This is a genomic window from Cystobacter fuscus, assembly GCF_002305875.1.
GTDB lineage: Bacteria > Myxococcota > Myxococcia > Myxococcales > Myxococcaceae > Cystobacter > Cystobacter fuscus_A.
The window spans coordinates 9416891-9432687 of record NZ_CP022098.1 but is presented as its reverse complement, the minus strand read 5'-3'; the positions used below and the strand labels follow the sequence as shown (position 1 = coordinate 9432687).

Annotated in this window: 10 protein-coding genes; 6 read left to right on the top strand and 4 right to left on the bottom strand. The window is 66.9% G+C overall.

Annotated features, from left to right (window positions below; genetic code table 11):
• Positions 1 to 140: 140 nt before the first annotated feature.
• From CYFUS_RS38195 to CYFUS_RS38185, 3 genes are all read left to right on the top strand, one after another.
• Positions 141 to 1406: a right-handed parallel beta-helix repeat-containing protein gene (locus CYFUS_RS38195; protein ID WP_232537048.1), complete on the top strand. Its 1266-nt coding sequence runs from the start codon at positions 141 to 143 to the stop codon at positions 1404 to 1406.
• A 78-nt stretch (positions 1407 to 1484) separates the two neighbouring features.
• The gene (locus CYFUS_RS38190; protein ID WP_095989683.1) at positions 1485 to 3548 is read left to right on the top strand and encodes a carbon starvation CstA family protein; all 2064 of its coding nucleotides are present in this window, start codon (positions 1485 to 1487) and stop codon (positions 3546 to 3548) included.
• A gap of 1 nt (position 3549) precedes the next feature.
• Positions 3550 to 3753 (top strand): YbdD/YjiX family protein, encoded by a 204-nt coding sequence (locus tag CYFUS_RS38185; protein WP_095989682.1) that lies wholly within the window; start codon positions 3550 to 3552, stop codon positions 3751 to 3753.
• Positions 3754 to 3796: 43 nt separating this feature from the next.
• Here the strand turns inward: CYFUS_RS38185 and CYFUS_RS38180 are convergent, their stop codons facing one another.
• A complete protein-coding gene (locus tag CYFUS_RS38180; protein ID WP_198316286.1) occupies positions 3797 to 5755 on the bottom strand; it encodes a D-arabinono-1,4-lactone oxidase in 1959 nt (652 codons plus the stop codon).
• 649 nt (positions 5756 to 6404) lie between these two features.
• On the opposite strand from CYFUS_RS38180, the gene CYFUS_RS38175 reads away from it, so the two are divergent.
• Positions 6405 to 10139 (top strand): hypothetical protein, encoded by a 3735-nt coding sequence (locus CYFUS_RS38175; protein WP_157758894.1) that lies wholly within the window; start codon positions 6405 to 6407, stop codon positions 10137 to 10139.
• A complete protein-coding gene (locus CYFUS_RS38170) occupies positions 10136 to 10918 on the top strand; it encodes a hypothetical protein (protein ID WP_157758893.1) in 783 nt (260 codons plus the stop codon). Before CYFUS_RS38175 ends, CYFUS_RS38170 begins: the two co-directional genes overlap by 4 nt.
• 167 nt (positions 10919 to 11085) lie before the next feature.
• Here the strand turns inward: CYFUS_RS38170 and CYFUS_RS51270 are convergent, their stop codons facing one another.
• Positions 11086 to 12204 carry a CDP-alcohol phosphatidyltransferase family protein gene (locus CYFUS_RS51270; RefSeq protein WP_198316285.1) on the bottom strand — a complete coding sequence of 373 codons (1119 nt, stop codon included), beginning with the start codon at positions 12202 to 12204 and terminating at the stop codon, positions 11086 to 11088.
• Between the two features lie 238 nt (positions 12205 to 12442).
• On the opposite strand from CYFUS_RS51270, the gene CYFUS_RS38155 reads away from it, so the two are divergent.
• Entirely contained in the window at positions 12443 to 13081 is a 639-nt protein-coding gene (locus CYFUS_RS38155; RefSeq protein ID WP_095989677.1) for a hypothetical protein, read from the top strand.
• Between the two features lie 18 nt (positions 13082 to 13099).
• On the opposite strand, the gene CYFUS_RS38150 is transcribed toward CYFUS_RS38155, so the two are convergent.
• Together CYFUS_RS38150 and CYFUS_RS38145 are read right to left on the bottom strand one after the other, a co-directional pair.
• Positions 13100 to 14176: a LacI family DNA-binding transcriptional regulator gene (locus tag CYFUS_RS38150; protein ID WP_095989676.1), complete on the bottom strand. Its 1077-nt coding sequence runs from the start codon at positions 14174 to 14176 to the stop codon at positions 13100 to 13102.
• Between the two features lie 59 nt (positions 14177 to 14235).
• A complete protein-coding gene (locus CYFUS_RS38145) occupies positions 14236 to 15567 on the bottom strand; it encodes a GH1 family beta-glucosidase (protein WP_095989675.1) in 1332 nt (443 codons plus the stop codon).
• Between the last annotated feature and the right edge of the window lie 230 nt (positions 15568 to 15797).

Genomic DNA, 15797 nt, shown 5'->3' with positions numbered 1-15797 from the left:
CCTCGCGCGAGGATCCTTCCTCCTCGAGGCCACCGCCTGAGCAGCCAGCGCCCACGCCATCGGAACCCACGCAGCCGCCCCCCACGCAGCCGCCACCCACGCAGCCACCTCCCGAGGTCCCCCAGGGCCGCTCCTGGTTCGTGAGCACGAAGGGACGGGATGACGCGGCGGGGACGCGCGAGGCGCCATTGCGTACCATTGGCCGGGCCGCGGAGCGTGCTCGCCCGGGCGAGGTCATCCAGGTGCTCTCCGGCGTGTACCCCGAGGAACTCATCCTCGGCTCGCGGGGCTCGGGCGCTGCGGCCATCACCGTGCGTGGCGAGGGCTCGCCCCTGCCCACCGTCGCTCCAGGCAATACGCAGCGCAGCACGGTCATCCGCGTGCAGGGGCGCTGGAACCTGGAGAACCTGCGGGTGGATGTCGGGGGCAAGCCGATGTTCGCCATCATCTTCGAGAGCGGGGCTGGCGGCTCCACCCTGTCCGGGAGCGAGCTGCGCAGCGGCACCTTGAGCGCGGGGGTGCTCGTGGATGGTCCGCGAGGCCTCACGCTCCAGAACAACACCATCCATCACTTCATCAAGCCCGGGGCGGACTCCCACGGCGTGGTGGTGGTGGGCCCCTCGCGCGACGTCGTCATCCGGGACAACGACATCCACCACAACTCGGGGGACTCCGTCCAATGCCAGGCGGGGACGGCTCCCGCCACCGGCCTCGTCATCGAGGACAACACGCTGCACGACGAGGGGGAGAATGGCGTGGACATCAAGCAGTGCGACGGGGTCATCGTGCGCGGCAATGTCATCTCCAGCCTGCCCAACACGGCCATCCGCGCCGCGGGCTCCTCCGCGGGCGAGGCGGTGGTCGTCCACCTCTCGGCCCGCAACGTCACCGTCGCGGACAACACCATCACCAACGCGGGCCGGGGCATCTCCATCCTGGAGGACGCCGCGCCCCCCGCGCACATCCGGGTGGAGGGCAACCACCTGCGCAACCTCCGTGACAACCCCCAGGGCAACGGCTTTGGTATCCGGGTGGAGGGGGGCCGGGACGTGGTGGTGGTGGGCAACACGGTCGAGTCCTCGGCCAACTACGCCCTGATGCTGGCCGCGGACGGCAAGCGCGTCACGGGCCTCGAGGTGCGCGACAACACCCTGCGGGGCGGCGCGAACGCCCCCCTGCTGCGCCTGGGCGGGGAGGGCTTCCGTCCGGACCTGGTGCTCCAGGGCAACTTCTACTCCCTGGGCGGCATCCTGAAGGCCGATGGCGTGCTGGAGCTGCTCGAGGGGCCCCTGTCGCCCTTCCGGGCGGACTTTCCGGGCGAGCGGCTCACACTCTCCGACCCGGACAAGCTCCAGGTGTGGCGGCAGGTGATGGGGGTGGACTCGGGGACGGCGCTCATCGAGTGAGTTTCCGCCCCTCCGAGGGTTGACCCGATCGCGGGCTCGGGGGAAGTGTTGACCCGATCGAGTCTTCGCGGAGGGTTCATGGGTCATGTCGTGAGCAAGCTGGGCTGGGCCGTACTCGCCTGTGTGGGAGCGGCTTGTCTGGGAGTGGTGGCGTTGCACCGGGGAGAAACCATCAACGCCACCTGGTTGGTGGTGGCCGCGGTCTGCGTCTATCTCGTCGGCTATCGCTTCTATGGGCGCTTCATCGCGCGTACGGCGCTGCGGTTGGACCCCACCCGGGCCACTCCCGCCCAGCTGCGCAACGATGGCCTGGACTATGTGCCCACGGACAAGTGGGTGCTGTTCGGCCACCACTTCGCCGCCATCGCCGGAGCGGGGCCGCTGGTGGGGCCGGTGCTCGCCGCGCAGATGGGCTACCTGCCCGGGACGATGTGGATCCTCTTCGGCGTGGTGCTGGCCGGCGCGGTGCAGGACTTCATCGTCCTCTTCCTGTCCACGCGCCGCGACGGCAAGTCCCTGGGCGACATCGTGCGCCTGGAGATGGGGCCCGCCGCGGGCGTGGTGGCCATGGTGGGCGTGTTGATGATCATGATGATCATCCTCGCGGTGCTGGCGCTCGTCGTCGTCAAGGCGCTCGCGTCGAGCCCCTGGGGCACCTTCACCGTGGCGATGACCATCCCCATCGCCCTGCTCATGGGCATCTACCTGCGCACCCTGCGCCCGGGCCGCGTGCTGGAGGTCTCCGTCATCGGCTTCGTGCTGCTGATGCTGTCCATCTGGCTGGGTGGCCGGGTCGCCGACTCACCCTCGCTCGCACCGCTGTTCACCTATGACGGCAAGGCCCTGGCGTGGATGCTCATCGCCTATGGCTTCTGCGCCGCGGTGCTGCCGGTGTGGCTGCTGCTGGCTCCGCGCGACTACCTGTCCACCTTCCTGAAGATCGGCACCGTGCTGGTGCTGGCGCTGGGCATCGTGCTGGCCGCGCCGGATCTGCGGATGCCGGCGATCACCCGCTTCGTGGATGGCACGGGGCCGGTGTTCTCCGGCGGCCTGTTCCCCTTCCTGTTCATCACCATCGCTTGTGGCGCGGTGTCGGGGTGGCACTCGCTCATCGCCTCGGGCACCACGCCCAAGATGCTGGCCAACGAGAGCGAGTCGCTCCTGGTGGGCTACGGCGCCATGCTCATGGAGTCCTTCGTCGCCATCATGGCGCTCATCGCCGCCACGGTGCTGGATCCGGGCGTGTACTTCGCCATGAACTCGCCGCCCGCGGTGATAGGCACCACGGTCGAGCAGGCGGCGCGGGTGGTGGGGCAGTGGGGGTTCGTCATCACCCCCGAGCTGCTCGCCCAGACGGCGAAGGACATCGGCGAGTCCTCCATCCTGTCGCGTGCCGGCGGCGCGCCCACGCTCGCGGTGGGCATGGCGCAGATCCTCCATGGCCTGGTGGGCGGGGAGGGGATGATGGCCTTCTGGTACCACTACGCCATCCTGTTCGAGGCGCTCTTCATCCTCACCACGGTGGACGCGGGCACGCGCGTGGGCCGCTTCATGATCCAGGAGCTGGCGGGGCTCGTCTACGCGCCCCTGCGAAAGACGGACTCCTGGGGCGCCAACCTGGCCGCCACGGCGGTGTGCGTGGGTGGCTGGGGCTACTTCCTCTACCAGGGCGTGGTGGATCCGCTCGGCGGCATCAACACGCTCTGGCCCCTGTTCGGCATCGCCAACCAGATGCTGGCGGCCATCGCGCTGACGCTCTCGTGCGTGGTGCTCGTGAAGATGAAGCGCGAGCGCTACGCGTGGATCCCCGGGCTGCCCACCGTGTGGCTGGTGTGCTGCACGCTGACGGCTGGCTGGCAGAAGGTGTTCAGCTCGGACGTGCGGGTGAGCTTCCTCGCCCACGCGCGCGCGTTCTCGGCCGCCGCCGAGCAGGGCAAGGTGCTGGCTCCGGCGAAGACCGTGGCGGACATGCAGCAGGTCATCACCAATGACTACGTGGACGCCTCCCTGACCGTGCTGTTCATGATGGTGGTGGTGGTGATCGTCGGCTTCGGCGTGCGCGCCATTCTGGCCGCCCGGCGCTCGGCGGAACCCACGGCGCGCGAGACGGCTCCCGCGACCCTGCCGGTGGTGGGCTCCTGACGTGGCGGGCGCGAGCGAGGCGCTGCGGCGGTTCTGGCGGCGGGCGGTGCAGACCGCCCGGCTGGTCATCGGCGTGCCCGACTACGACACCTACGTGGCGCACATGCGCGCGAAGCATCCGGAGCGCGGGGTGATGAGCTACGAGGAGTTCTTCGCCGAGCGCATGCGGGCGCGCTACCGCAACGGGGGCGGACGCTGCTGTTGAGCCACGACGGAGGGGGGCTCCCCCCTCCGCCATCCCGGACGAGCTACGCGTTGTTCTTGGGGATGCCGAGCGCGTCGCGCCAGTAGTCGGTGACGAAGAGCTGCTTGGGATCCATCTGCGCGCGCAGTGCCAGGAACTGCTTCCACTGGGGGTAGCGCTGCGCCAGATACTCGGGCCCCATGTCTCCCCCCGGCATGTACTTGGCCCAATGCGGGCGGAAGTCGTACTCCTTCAGCAGATCCCAGTACTGCTGGTAGAAGGCCTTGAGGGCCGCCTCGTCCCGGAACAGGTCGTGGAACCAGAACACGTCCACACGGACCACGTCCTGCTTGTAGGCGGGGCTCAGCCAGAGATCATCGGCCTTGGCCGCATAGATCTCGCAGGAGTAGGAGCCCGTGGCCCCGAGCCCCCCCTTCTCATAGAAGTCACGCAGCTTGTTCATCACCTCCTGCGTCTTCTCGAGGGGAATCCACAGCTCGGTGAACTCGGTGGGCATCAAGAAGTCGGAGACATCGTTGTCCATCGGCAGACCGCGGTACCAGGAGTCCCAGAACTGCTGCTTGCCCTTCGCATCCTGGGGGGCCGTCCTGTTCCCAGGCTGGAGCTCCGCCAGGACGTCGCTCGGGACATGGATGTGGTAGTAGCGAGGCAGCGTCAGGCCACGCTCGCTCAGGAGGGACTGCAGTTTGGGAAGGTGGGTGCTCACGTTCGGCATCCGGGCCAGCACATCCTTCCAGAGATCGATCGCCACCGAGGTGACGCGGATTGAATCCGCCGAGGTCGGAGCCTCCGGGCGCAGCAGCCGGAGCACCGGACCCCCGGCGGCGCGCCGTCCCGCGGAACCCTGCGCGGCCGCTCCCCGCATGGAGCCGCCACCCGTGTTCTTCCCAAGCTCGACGATGCGCACCTCGTCCGAGAACACGCCTTGCGGAACCTCCAGTTGAGGGGCCTCCGCCGGCGGCGCGTCTCCCGTGTAGACAGGCGCGAACTGGTCGATCACGAAGGGCAGGATGCACGGCCCATACGTCAGATCGATGAGCAGCGTGACCTCGGCGCGCAACAACGGATCCTGGATGAGATTGACCAGGGTCGGCCAGCCAGCGGAGAGCTGGTAGAACACGGACGCGACAATCTGTGCCGGAATCTGACTCCCGAGGACGACTGGAAACTCCAGATACTGCTTGGGTTGGAAGGTTTCAGGGGTCATCCCCAGCGTGGTGTAATCCGCGGCGGTCATGCGCTGGGCCTTCCAGACGACGATGCGCTCGGCCCCCTTCTGGGGCCACCACATCAGACGGGTGTACTCCGTCTGGCGCATGAACTGTTCCAGCGAGGGCTTGTCGGGTGTGCCTGGCCCGAAGAAGTCGATGGGGCAGTTGACGTCACTCAAGGAGTAGCACGTCTCGTTCCCGATGATGTTGAAGCCATCGCTGGGCTTGAAGGTGAGGGTGGAGGTGATGCCCATGAGCCCCATGGAAACGAGCACGGCCTCGAACTCCGGGTCCTTCCCTCGGCTGTACGAGCGCACCACGCCCTGCCCATCCACGAGGGAGATACCGACAATGCTGTCGGTGTAGGCGTACTTCAGCGAGCCTCCCGAGCAGCCCATGGTGGTGAATCCTCCCACGGCCTGATGGGTGACACCTCCCATGTCCGGCACGGCCTGTGCGAGCTGCTGCATCTGGTAGAACAACGTGTTCTCCCAGGGCTCGGGTGCATCCAGCCCCAGGCAGCACCCGGCCTGGACCGTGAAGGTCCCACCCGAGTTGAGGGTGACCTTCCTGTACTGCTCCAGCGAGATGTTGATGGCGTTCGACGCGGTGGACAGGATGGCCTCCCGCACGGAATGGCCTGAACCAATCACCCGAACTTGCAGGTTGTTCGAGGCTGCATACTGAACGAGTTGAACGATGTCCTCCTCGCTCGTGGGGTAATGAAGGCACGTCTGCGAATCAAACTGGACGGAGGGGACCTGCGGCGAGAGCGCTTTGGCGATGGTCATGTCTACCTCGTGGTGGGTCATCCCCTCGATAGCAAGCCCCGTTCCATGGGGATGCCGCACGCCCCTCTCCCGGCTCTCCCTCGGGAGGGGCGGCGCCAGGTGGGGCGTTGACACGTCAGCGAGCTGTCACTGACATGTCAGCCCGTTCATGCCCCCCGAGAGGGTGTCCCCGAGAGGGTGTCAAAGAACTCGAGCACGGCCCTCCCAACAGCAGCACGGCCCAATGGAGAGTCCTCATCGTGCGCGCTTCTGGGGACCTCACGCAGGGGAGCCCTACCCACCAAATACCCGCTCAGTCCGGCAGAGTTGACAGGACAGCAATCCGCCATGGAAGGTATCCCACCCGCCTTTCCGGGTAGCCAGTGCGCCGGGCTATCTTCCCTCGCGGTTGTTGTTTCAAGGACGTGTCCCATTCCAACTCGTACAGGTGCGGAGGTGCAGCATGTCCACTCGTCGTGGTGATGCGTCCACCTCGTGCGCACGGCCGCCCCCAGCACTGGAGGTTTTCCTTCCGGCGCGTGCGTGCATGCACCTGGTCGAATCGAGCCCCGGTCCCGGAGCATCGGCGCCGCGGCAGGCACGTACTGGCACGGGGCCGGAGGTTTCGGCACTCGCCCGGCGGGAGTCGAAGGCGGGAAGGGGAGGGAATATGCGCCTGTCCCATTGGGTCAAAGGACTTCATGCCCTCCTGCTCGCAAGCTGCCTCGTCGCCAGCACGAGCGTGGCCGGCGAAGAGCTGAGACGAGAGCGGGTGACGCTCTCGGCCAAAGCGCATGCGCGAGCCAAAGCTCCCAGCCCCCGCGTGGAAGATTGGAAGGTGGGCGTGCTCTCCCTCCGGGTGATGGATCCCGGCCGCCTCGTGGTGGAGGCAGGCGATGAGGTTATCGCCGCGGGCGATCTGAACTGGGGGGAGGACGAGCGGCTGCGGGTGGATCCAATCAAGGGCCACCCGCCGACACCGCTCCCCCGAGTGGTGAGCCGCGAGCGAGGCCGGGAGGAGGTGGAGGTAGACGTACCGGAGGGGATTGGCGCCGGAGCCATGCTCACCCTCTCCCATGAGTGGGCCTGGCACCACCAGGACACGCCCGTCCTGGAGCGTACCTGGCGCCTCCCGCCCATGGAGGGCATCCCGCCAGAGTGGCTGGAGGACGAGCTGGTTGAGCTGCAGCGGGAGGACACGCCAGAGAACGGGGAGGACGGCGCGCTCGCCCTCCTCTCGGCACAGGAAGCTTCCTTCCCCGTTCAGGTGGACCCGGCTCGGCCCGAGCTGCTCTGGGTTCCCGGGTATGCCTCGCGTGAGGAAATAGCCTCGCGGCTCTTCGGGGATGCCGCGGCGGCGAGCGCTTTCGACATCGAGCCCCGTGCACCACCCTCCAGCGCCAAGGAAGGACTCCAGGTCTGCGTGCGCGTGCGCCACCCGCAAGCGCTCGTACCGGAGTTGCTCGCCACCATGCGCCGCGCCCTGGAGGCGCAGCTCGAGGCGGATGTCGCATGGAGCCGCTCCCAGCTCTCGGCGGCCTCCCTGGACAGGGTCAGGGCCGTCGCGCTGGTGGAACGCGGCCTGCGCTGGGCTCAACGCTCGGACATTCTGGATGGGGCCGGGCAGAGCTTCTTCGACCAATACCTCCAGGCGCTCGAGCCCTTGAGGGACGAGTCGCAGCGCGGGCACATCCTCGGAGAAGCCGCCGAGCCCCTGCAGAAGGCCATCGCTCTGCGCTCCAAGCGCTTCAAGGCGAGCTACAGCGTCACGGATGGCTCTCCCGTCCTCACCCCGGGCAGCGTGGTGGGTCGCTTCTATTTGGCAGACGGCTCCAGCGTCCAGGTACGAGCCCTGCTGCTGCTCACCGAGGAGACGTCCCTGGAGCGGGCGGAGTTGAGGGTACGCAACCTTCCCCGCAGCACACCACGTGTCATCATCCCCGGGAAGGACGGGCACTGGCGGGGATACAGCGCCGAATTCAACACCACCGCCGGAGCGCCTCAGCCGCTCAAGCAGCCCGAGGGAAACGCCTACTGGTACTACCCCGGGACGCTCCTCATCCGCCCGGGAGACTGGCGGCCGGGGCTACCCGGCACGGGGGATTTGGCGGCCCCGCGGCGGGAGCTTCTCCAGACAGCCATCGCCGCGGCGACCTCTCAGAAGCCCCAACCTCTCCTCGCCCTCGACCACGACGTGCTCTCCCTGCTCACCCCCGACGAGCGCCTGGGCGTCTTCAACACCATCCTCGGTGGCTCTGCGCTCACCTCCGACATGAGAGAGGATGCAGTGCACCTGCTGACGCGTGTGCTGCTGTCCACACCTGATCTGGAATTCCCCTCTCTGGAGCGCAAGCTCACTTCGAATGGGGCGCTGGAGAAGCTGCTCATCAGCAACGCGCCGGACAACAAGGTGTTGCTGGGACAGGCCTTCACCCAGAAGGCCCTCGCCTCGTTTCCCCTCACGCTGGACCTCCTCGAGTCCCTGCCCACCTTCCACCTGGGGCGTGAGGGCGAAAAGACATACCTGCTCAACGTCCCCTATGGGCTGGTGTCCACGGTGCTGGTGGCACCGGAGGCATGGGAGGCACAGCAAGGGGTGCACCTTGGAGCCGAACCCGCTCTGCCCGGAGAAGCGGTGGGGCCCTCCAAGCGCATGGCCCTGTACTTCCAGCCGGTGCAGCAGGAATTCAAGGTGCGCTACTTCCCCTCCGTGGACGAACTGCCTCGCAGCCGGGCCCTGCGCCCTCTGGACTGGGTGCGGGTGAAAGTATCCGGGCCACAGCCTCGCACGCACCTGATGACGGCCATGGAACTGGCCCTGCTCGCCTCCACGCCGGACACGTCGCTTATATGGTCCGCGATTAGCCGCATCACCGAAATGCAGATGTTGTACGGCGCCGTGTCGGCGCTGGCGCGGGCGCCCCTGTTGACAGGAGTGCCAGCCATGGCCGCGCAAGGTGGCACGCTGGCGGCAATACGCGGAGCGGCGGTGCGCCTGTTCGTGGGCCGTATCTCTCTGGTGGCGACGCTGGCGGTGGTTGACACGTACCGGGACGAACTGTCGCAGACGCCCGAGGGACGGGACTTTCTCGCAGTGCATGACGCGGCGATGCTGGTGCTCGCTGGCCGGGACATCTACAAGCTCGCCACCTCGGGCATCGGACGCGAGCTGGCACACCGGGGCAGGCTGGCGTTGAGCGCGGCTGGGTCACGGGCCTCGTCCGGACTGCGCGAGTCGGTGGAGTCCGTCCAAGCCCTGGTGAAAACGCTGGAGCGGATGCTCGCCGAGGGCAAAGCCGTTGCGACGCCGGACGGACTGCGGTTTCCCCTTCCTGGCGGCGCCGAGGCATTCAAGCAGGCCTTCTTCGCCATACGCGGGGAGATGGCCGCCGCACGGGCCCTTGGTGGCATTCGCGGCGCGGGGCTCGCGGCCGAGGAGGCCGAAAAGACGCTGGAGGCATTGAAGCTGCTGGCGGCGGAGAGCCAGGAGATGGCGCTCGCCTACGGTGCGGTGGCACGGCGCGCGGCCGCGCTGCCGGCCGAAAAAGCCCAGGCCTACCTTGCCGCAGTGGAGAAGATGAGTGCCGGTACCCGCAGCGCGGCGAAACCGGCGCTCGCGGAGTTGCTAAGGGGCTCAGGATCACGGAGCCTGAAGGATCCGCTTGCCTTCCTGCAGGAGGCCGAGTGGCTCGTCAGCCACCCGGAGCTGGACGCCGAGGCAGTCGTTGAGCTGGCGAGAAAAGCGCGCAGAGACAGCGTCGACCTGGGCTGGCTGCGCTCCACAGGGCTGAGCCTGGAGTACCTCAACTTCATGGGCAGGAGCGAGAAGACGGCTTGGCGGCTCTTCCGGCGCGCAGCGGCCGAACCGAGGAACTTAAAGGTGCAATTGCAGGCGCGCGAGCACCTCCGAGGCATCGCGGTGGAAATGCTAACAGAGCGCAATGCGCAGAATCTCTTCCCGGGATTCCGACTAACCGGTCGGCAGGTGGAAACGAAGGCGGGGCACATCATCGACAACGTGCTTACGGCAATGGGGGGCTCGCGACTTCAACATGGGGTGGAAGTCAAAGGCTGGAATGACAATCGATGGCGCAGGGCGCTTGACTCCTGGCTGAATCGAGATGCAGGCAGAACGCTTGACGAACAGCAGGAGGCGCTCGTCAAGCAACTCCAGCACCTGATCGACCAACTCGCGGACGCGGCGAACGCACCTCGCGGAAAACCGTTCCTCGTCGTTACCGACAAGCTGAGTGGCCCTACCAAGGAAAAACTATCCGACTTTCTACGAACAAACGCGCGAGGGACTCAGGTCATAGAGATGGAGGAAGCTCAAATACTTGGGACGACGAAGCATCTGCGTGCGGCACTGAATCTGCCGGAGAATTTGTCTGGAGGTGCGCCATGAGCCGGTGGCCTCTCTGGGCGGTCCTGGCTCCAGGCGAGCCCGCACGACTGGAAAGCCGTGCCCTGACCTTGGTAATGCCGGACTGGAACGAAGAGGACGGCGAAGAGCAGCCCTTCGAGGTCATCCCGGGCAGTGGCGGATACCACGCCATAGTAGGTACGGACCCCAGCTACGTGGGCGCCGAGATGCAAATCGCCGAGGCCCTGTCGCTCGAATCCGATGAGCCCGTGTACTCGATTGAGCGCGCCAACGATCCCTGGACCGTCACGTCGTGGCGAAACGGTTCTCTGGAGATCCTGGAGGTGGACCCAGACTCACTGGCCGAGTCTCTCGGCTGTCCGCTGCCGAGCCGCGAGAAGCCTTCGGATTCGCCTACAATCAAGCCTCTGCGCAAAGCCGCACTGGTGGAAGGCGTCAGGGCAGAGGAGGCGCACCGCGCGCTGCAGGAGGCCGACGACCCATTCCCTCCCGGACACTACCGACTTGAGGACACGCCGCGAGGGCTCCTCATTGCTAGCGGCACAGGCAATATTGGGTACGCCGACATCACGGTGTCGGAGCTATATCCCCACGCGACCGTATACGCAGTGATTGCCTCGCCGGACTTGCACGAGTTTTTTGTTACCGTGAGGCGAGGTGGAGAGGGCGTCGAAGAGTTCGCCCAGCCGCCTGAGGACTTTCCTCGGCTGCCTGTTGTTGGTGACATCAAGGGCGAGAGGTCGCCTGAACGGATTCTGGCGGCACTGGGCATCCCAGCCGAGTGGTTCCGGAATGAATGACGGATGCCGGGGCGGCCGCGCCCAAAGCCCCACCTTCCGGCAGAGCCGAGCGGGCCCCGCGAGTTGCACGGGCGCAGCACCTCCTCCAGTCGAAGCTGCAGCCGCTTCAGCTATCCCGGCGGTCATCGCCTCGCAGATGTCCCTGACGGTGCCGTGACGGGGGCTGCTCATGCCGCGAGCTTGTTGCTCACCTGAAGCAGCCCCGGCCGGTACGTCGAGGGCAGCCAGACCCAGGGGAAGCCAATCTCCGGGTACTGGGAGATCATCTCCCGGAGGTAGCGGACCAGGTTGATGATCGTGGCCAGCACCATCACCAGCAGCAGTGCGCGGTGGAGTTCTGGCTGGAGTGACGAGGGCAGCGCCGACAAGGGGAGCACGAGGAGGAACAAGGCCCCCTCGGCCGTCAGCCAGGCCGGAGCCTTGTTGACGAGCTGGCGCGCGTGGATGCTCACCGCGAGGCTGCTCATGGCGAGGGCGACGAGGGCCCGGGCGTAGAAGACATCGCTCGAGTCCTGGAGCCAGAGCACATGGATGCCGAGGATGAGCACGGGCGCGGTGAGGATCCGCACGTAGAAGCGCCCGGAGGACAGCCGCGAGCGGGCCATGAGCACGACATCCTTCACGAGGGACACGACGCCGCACCCGAAGGCCGCGAGGCTCGCGAGCGCATAGGTGAGCTGGAAGCCGCGGGTGTCGAGGAGCTCCACGCCCTGAAGACAGACGGACAACCCCAGGAACAGACAGAAGACATAGTTCCAGAGGTGGTTGATATAGGGGTCACGCATGATGCCCGTGGCGAAGTAACGGCACAGCCCGAGGTAGAAGAACAACTGGCCGGTGGCGGTCAGCAGGATGTAGGGCATGAAGGAGACGCCCTGGTGGGGACCGAGCCGCGCCACGATCATCACGGCCATGGCCGAATTGGCGACGTCGACCCAATGGTCCCAGAAGTGGCGCGCGGTCGATTGTGTCCCGTTGCGCCGGGCCTGGGTGCCGTCCATGGCATCCAGACAGAAGTGGAGCACCCGGCAGATCACCCAGAGGCCATACATCCACCGCGCGCGCTCGAAGGTATGGACGGCGGCGAGCAGGAACAGGTGCAGCAGCAACCCGGGCATGCCCAGGATGACGGGGGAGAGGCGGTAGGGCAGGTAGCGGACGGCGGCGCGCCGGCATCCCTCCCGGAGCGTCCGGATGAGGGCATCTTCCTCCGGGCGCTTGTAGCTCTGCTGCTTGTCGAGGACCAATACATGTGGCTCCAACGCCCCTGCCTGCTGCTCGCTCATCACCATGATCTCCACTGCCCCTTCGTCCCGGGCGGGTCTCGTGACCCGGGATGAGGCGCATGGTGCGGCGAGGCGGACTTCCGAGCAGTGCGCCGCCTCACTCCAGGGCCGTGGCGTGGATCACAGCCCCGTGGCCGCCGCGACACGGGGTGTGGGTGTGAACCCTCGCCCCGGAGGGGGGAGGCCTCGTTATTCCGGCCACTTGGGCCCGGCGTGCCTCCTGCAATGAGGGAAGCCCATGAACCCGCTCCTCCTGCTCTTGCTGTTGTCCGCCACGCCCAAGCCCATGTTGCTGACGCCGGGGACCTTTCATGGGACCGAAGTCCAGGCAGCCAACGGTGCGCCCTTCCTCGCGCTGTGTGAGGGTGGCACCGAGCTGCGCCTCGTCCGGCTGAGCGTCCATCAGGTGGAGGACCCGATACTGGACCGGGAGGGAGGGGTGCCCACGGGCAAGGAGGTGAGCGCTCCCTGTGAGCCGTTGGTCTTGTTGCGTGACGTCCAGGGCGTCCGCGAAGGCCCCGTGGAGCGTGCCCGGGTGACGGACTCCGGCATCGCGTCCTCCGGAATCGGACCCGATTCAGTGCGGATCGAGCTGCGTGGCGGGACGTGGCGCCTCGAGCGTACGAAGCTGGGTGAGACCGGCTTCCGCCTGACGCTCCACGGGGGGCCCGCGCCCGTCGTCCTGTACGAGGTCCAGGAGACGGACGATGGGAGCTGGGAGGTGCTCTGGGCCGGTGACTTGAACCACGACGGCGGGCTGGACCTCGTGTTGCGCACGTCCCGCCACTACAACGTGCTCCACTTCCGGCTGTTTCTCTCCGGGGCGGAGCAGGGGGGCGTGCGCGAGGCCGCGGTCTTCGAGATCATGGGCTGTTGAGGCCCGGGCCTGGGGACCTCAAGAGCGCGGAGGCTCCTGGGTCAGATCGATCTCGTCCTGCGTGCGGAACAGCCGCAGGTCATCGATGCGCACATAGGGCAGCACCGTTCGCAGATTCTCCGCGGGCTCGCCGTTGAGGAGCGCGGTCAGGTGTTTGGCCAGCACGGCGCCGACGCGCGACTGCGGCTGGTAGTAGTAGGTGACGTGCTGCTCGGAGAGCGTGAGGAAGGGCATACCACCGAAGCCGACGACACTCACGCCGTCCCGCTTCGTGTCCCGCCCGCTCTCGAGCAGCCCCTCCAGCGTGCCCACGATGGACATCTGGTTCGCGCAGATGATCGCCGTGATGGAGGGCTCACGCTGCAGGATCTGCCGGACGGCCTCGCGGGTGCGCCGCACCGACAGGTCTCCCTGGTAGACGAGGGCCTCGTCCCAGGGCAGCCCCACCTCGCCCAGTGCCCGCTGATAGCCGCGCAACCGCAGACCGACATAGTTGAACCCGCCCGTCGGGTTGAGCAGGACGATCTTCCGGTGCCCTTCGCGCGACAGACGCACGACCGCGTCGAAGACCGCGTGCTCGTCGTCGTGGTCGACATAGGCGTGCGGTGTCTGCAGCTCGGTCCGTCCGAAGCTCACGAACGGGAAGTCCTTCTCCAGGCAGAACCGGGCCCGCTCGTCCATGGGCGTGGTGCGCGAGAAGACGACCGCGTCGGCGAGCCGTTGATCGTAGATCTTCCGGACCGGATCCAACGGCGCCTGGTGGCCCGTCTGCGCCAGGACGAGCAGGTTGTAGCCCGCGGTCTCCATGCCGTTGGACAGGCTCTCCACCTGCGCCAGGAAGCCCGGCTCTCCGTAGTCACCGACCTCGGGCGCGTAGAGGATGGAGCAGACCTTGTACGTCCGGCCGGTGCGCAGGTGGATGCCGCCGATGTTCGGCACGTAGCCGAACCGGGCGGCGGCCTCCTTCACCCGCTGGATCGTCTCCGGCCTGACCTCCGGACCGTCCTTCAGCGCGCGGGACACCGTGCTGATCGACAGTCCGAGGTGCGTGGCCAGTGTCTTGAGGTTCGCTCGTTCCGACCCTGCCGGTCGCATGGTCTCATCCCCGTCCTGGCGCTTGCTTCGTTTGGCACTCACGTCATTCGAGTCCAGGTTCAGATGCCTGACAAGGCATTCTCGGCGATCACTTTCCGCATGAAGTGGAAGGACGCCTTGGGGGTGCGCTTCTGGGTCTGGTAGTCCACATGCACGAGGCCGAAGCGCTTGGCGTAACCGCGCGCCCACTCGAAGTTGTCGAGCAACGACCAGGGCATGAACCCACGGACGTCCGCTCCCTCCGATATCGCGCGCTGCAATCCGATCAAGTATTCCCGGTAATAGGCGATACGGTCCTGATCGTCAACCCGGCCATCGGCCCCGACCACGTCGATGAAGGCCCCGCCGTTCTCGGTCACGTAGACGGGCGGGTTGCCGTAGCGCGCCTTGACGAACATGAGCGCCTCGTAGAAGGCGTGCCCGTCGATGGCCCAGTTCATCTCCGTGCGGCGGAAGTAGAGTGGCGGGTCGGCATGCTGGAAGGGCCAGGCGCCGTTCGAGCACTGCTGGAGGTAGCTCGGGAAGTACTGGTTGACGCCCACGAAGTCGATCGGCCGGTGGATCTCCGCGAGGTCGCCGTCGCGCACGTGCTCGGCGAACCGGTCCGCGAGCGAGGCCGGATACCGGCCGTGGTAGATGGGATCGAGGAAGACGCCGTTCCACTTGTCCTCGAAGAGCGGCACCAGGTGGGCATCGCGCTCCTGGAACTGGGGCAGCGGCCGGGCCTTGTGGATGGGGATCACCGTGCCCACGCCGGCGCGGGGCGTCAGCTCGCGCAGCACCGCGACGGCCCGCCCATGCGCCAGGTTGAGGTGGTGCGCGGCGCGCACGGCGGCGCGGGGATCCGTCAGGCCCGGCGCATGGCGCCCCTCCTCGTGCCCGACCCAGGCCGAGACGCTCGGCTCGTTGAAGGTCACCCAGTTCTCGACGCGATCCCCGAGCCGCCGGGCGACGAGGGCCGTGTAATCCGTGAACCAGCCCGCGATGTCTCGATTGGTCCAGCCGCCGCGGTCCTGCAGCGCCTGCGGCAGATCCCAATGATAGAGACATGGCCAGGCGCGCATGCCGCGCTCGAGCACGCCGTCCACGATGCGATCGTAGAAGTCCAGCCCCTTTTCATTGACCCGGCCCCCCCCCTCGGGGAGCACCCGCGGCCACATGATGGAGAGGCGGTAGACCTTGGCGCCCAGGTCTCGCAGCAGATCCAGGTCCTCGGGGTAGCGGTGGTAGTGGTCACACGCGACCTCACCCGTGTCCCCGTTGGCGACCTTGCCGGGCGTCGCGCAGTAGGTGTCCCAGATGCTCCGGCCCCGCCCATCGTCCGGGGCGCCGCCTTCAATCTGGTAGCTGGAGGTGGACACCCCCCACAGAAAGTTTTCGGGAAAGCGCATTGTCATGTCTCGAACTCTTTTTGTACTGGCTTTGCCGCACCGCGTTGCCGTCTGTTTTTGGCGCGCCGCGACATGGTTTTTCCTTGTCGCACCGCGTCGCCTACACTGACGGAGATCGTAACGTTCTCAGCTCGTTATTTCGACCGTTTCTTTCTGCGGGAAACCCGCTAGAACCGCATTGACGGCGGAGTCAAAGTATGGGAGGAATCAAGAATCGAAACGTTACGATT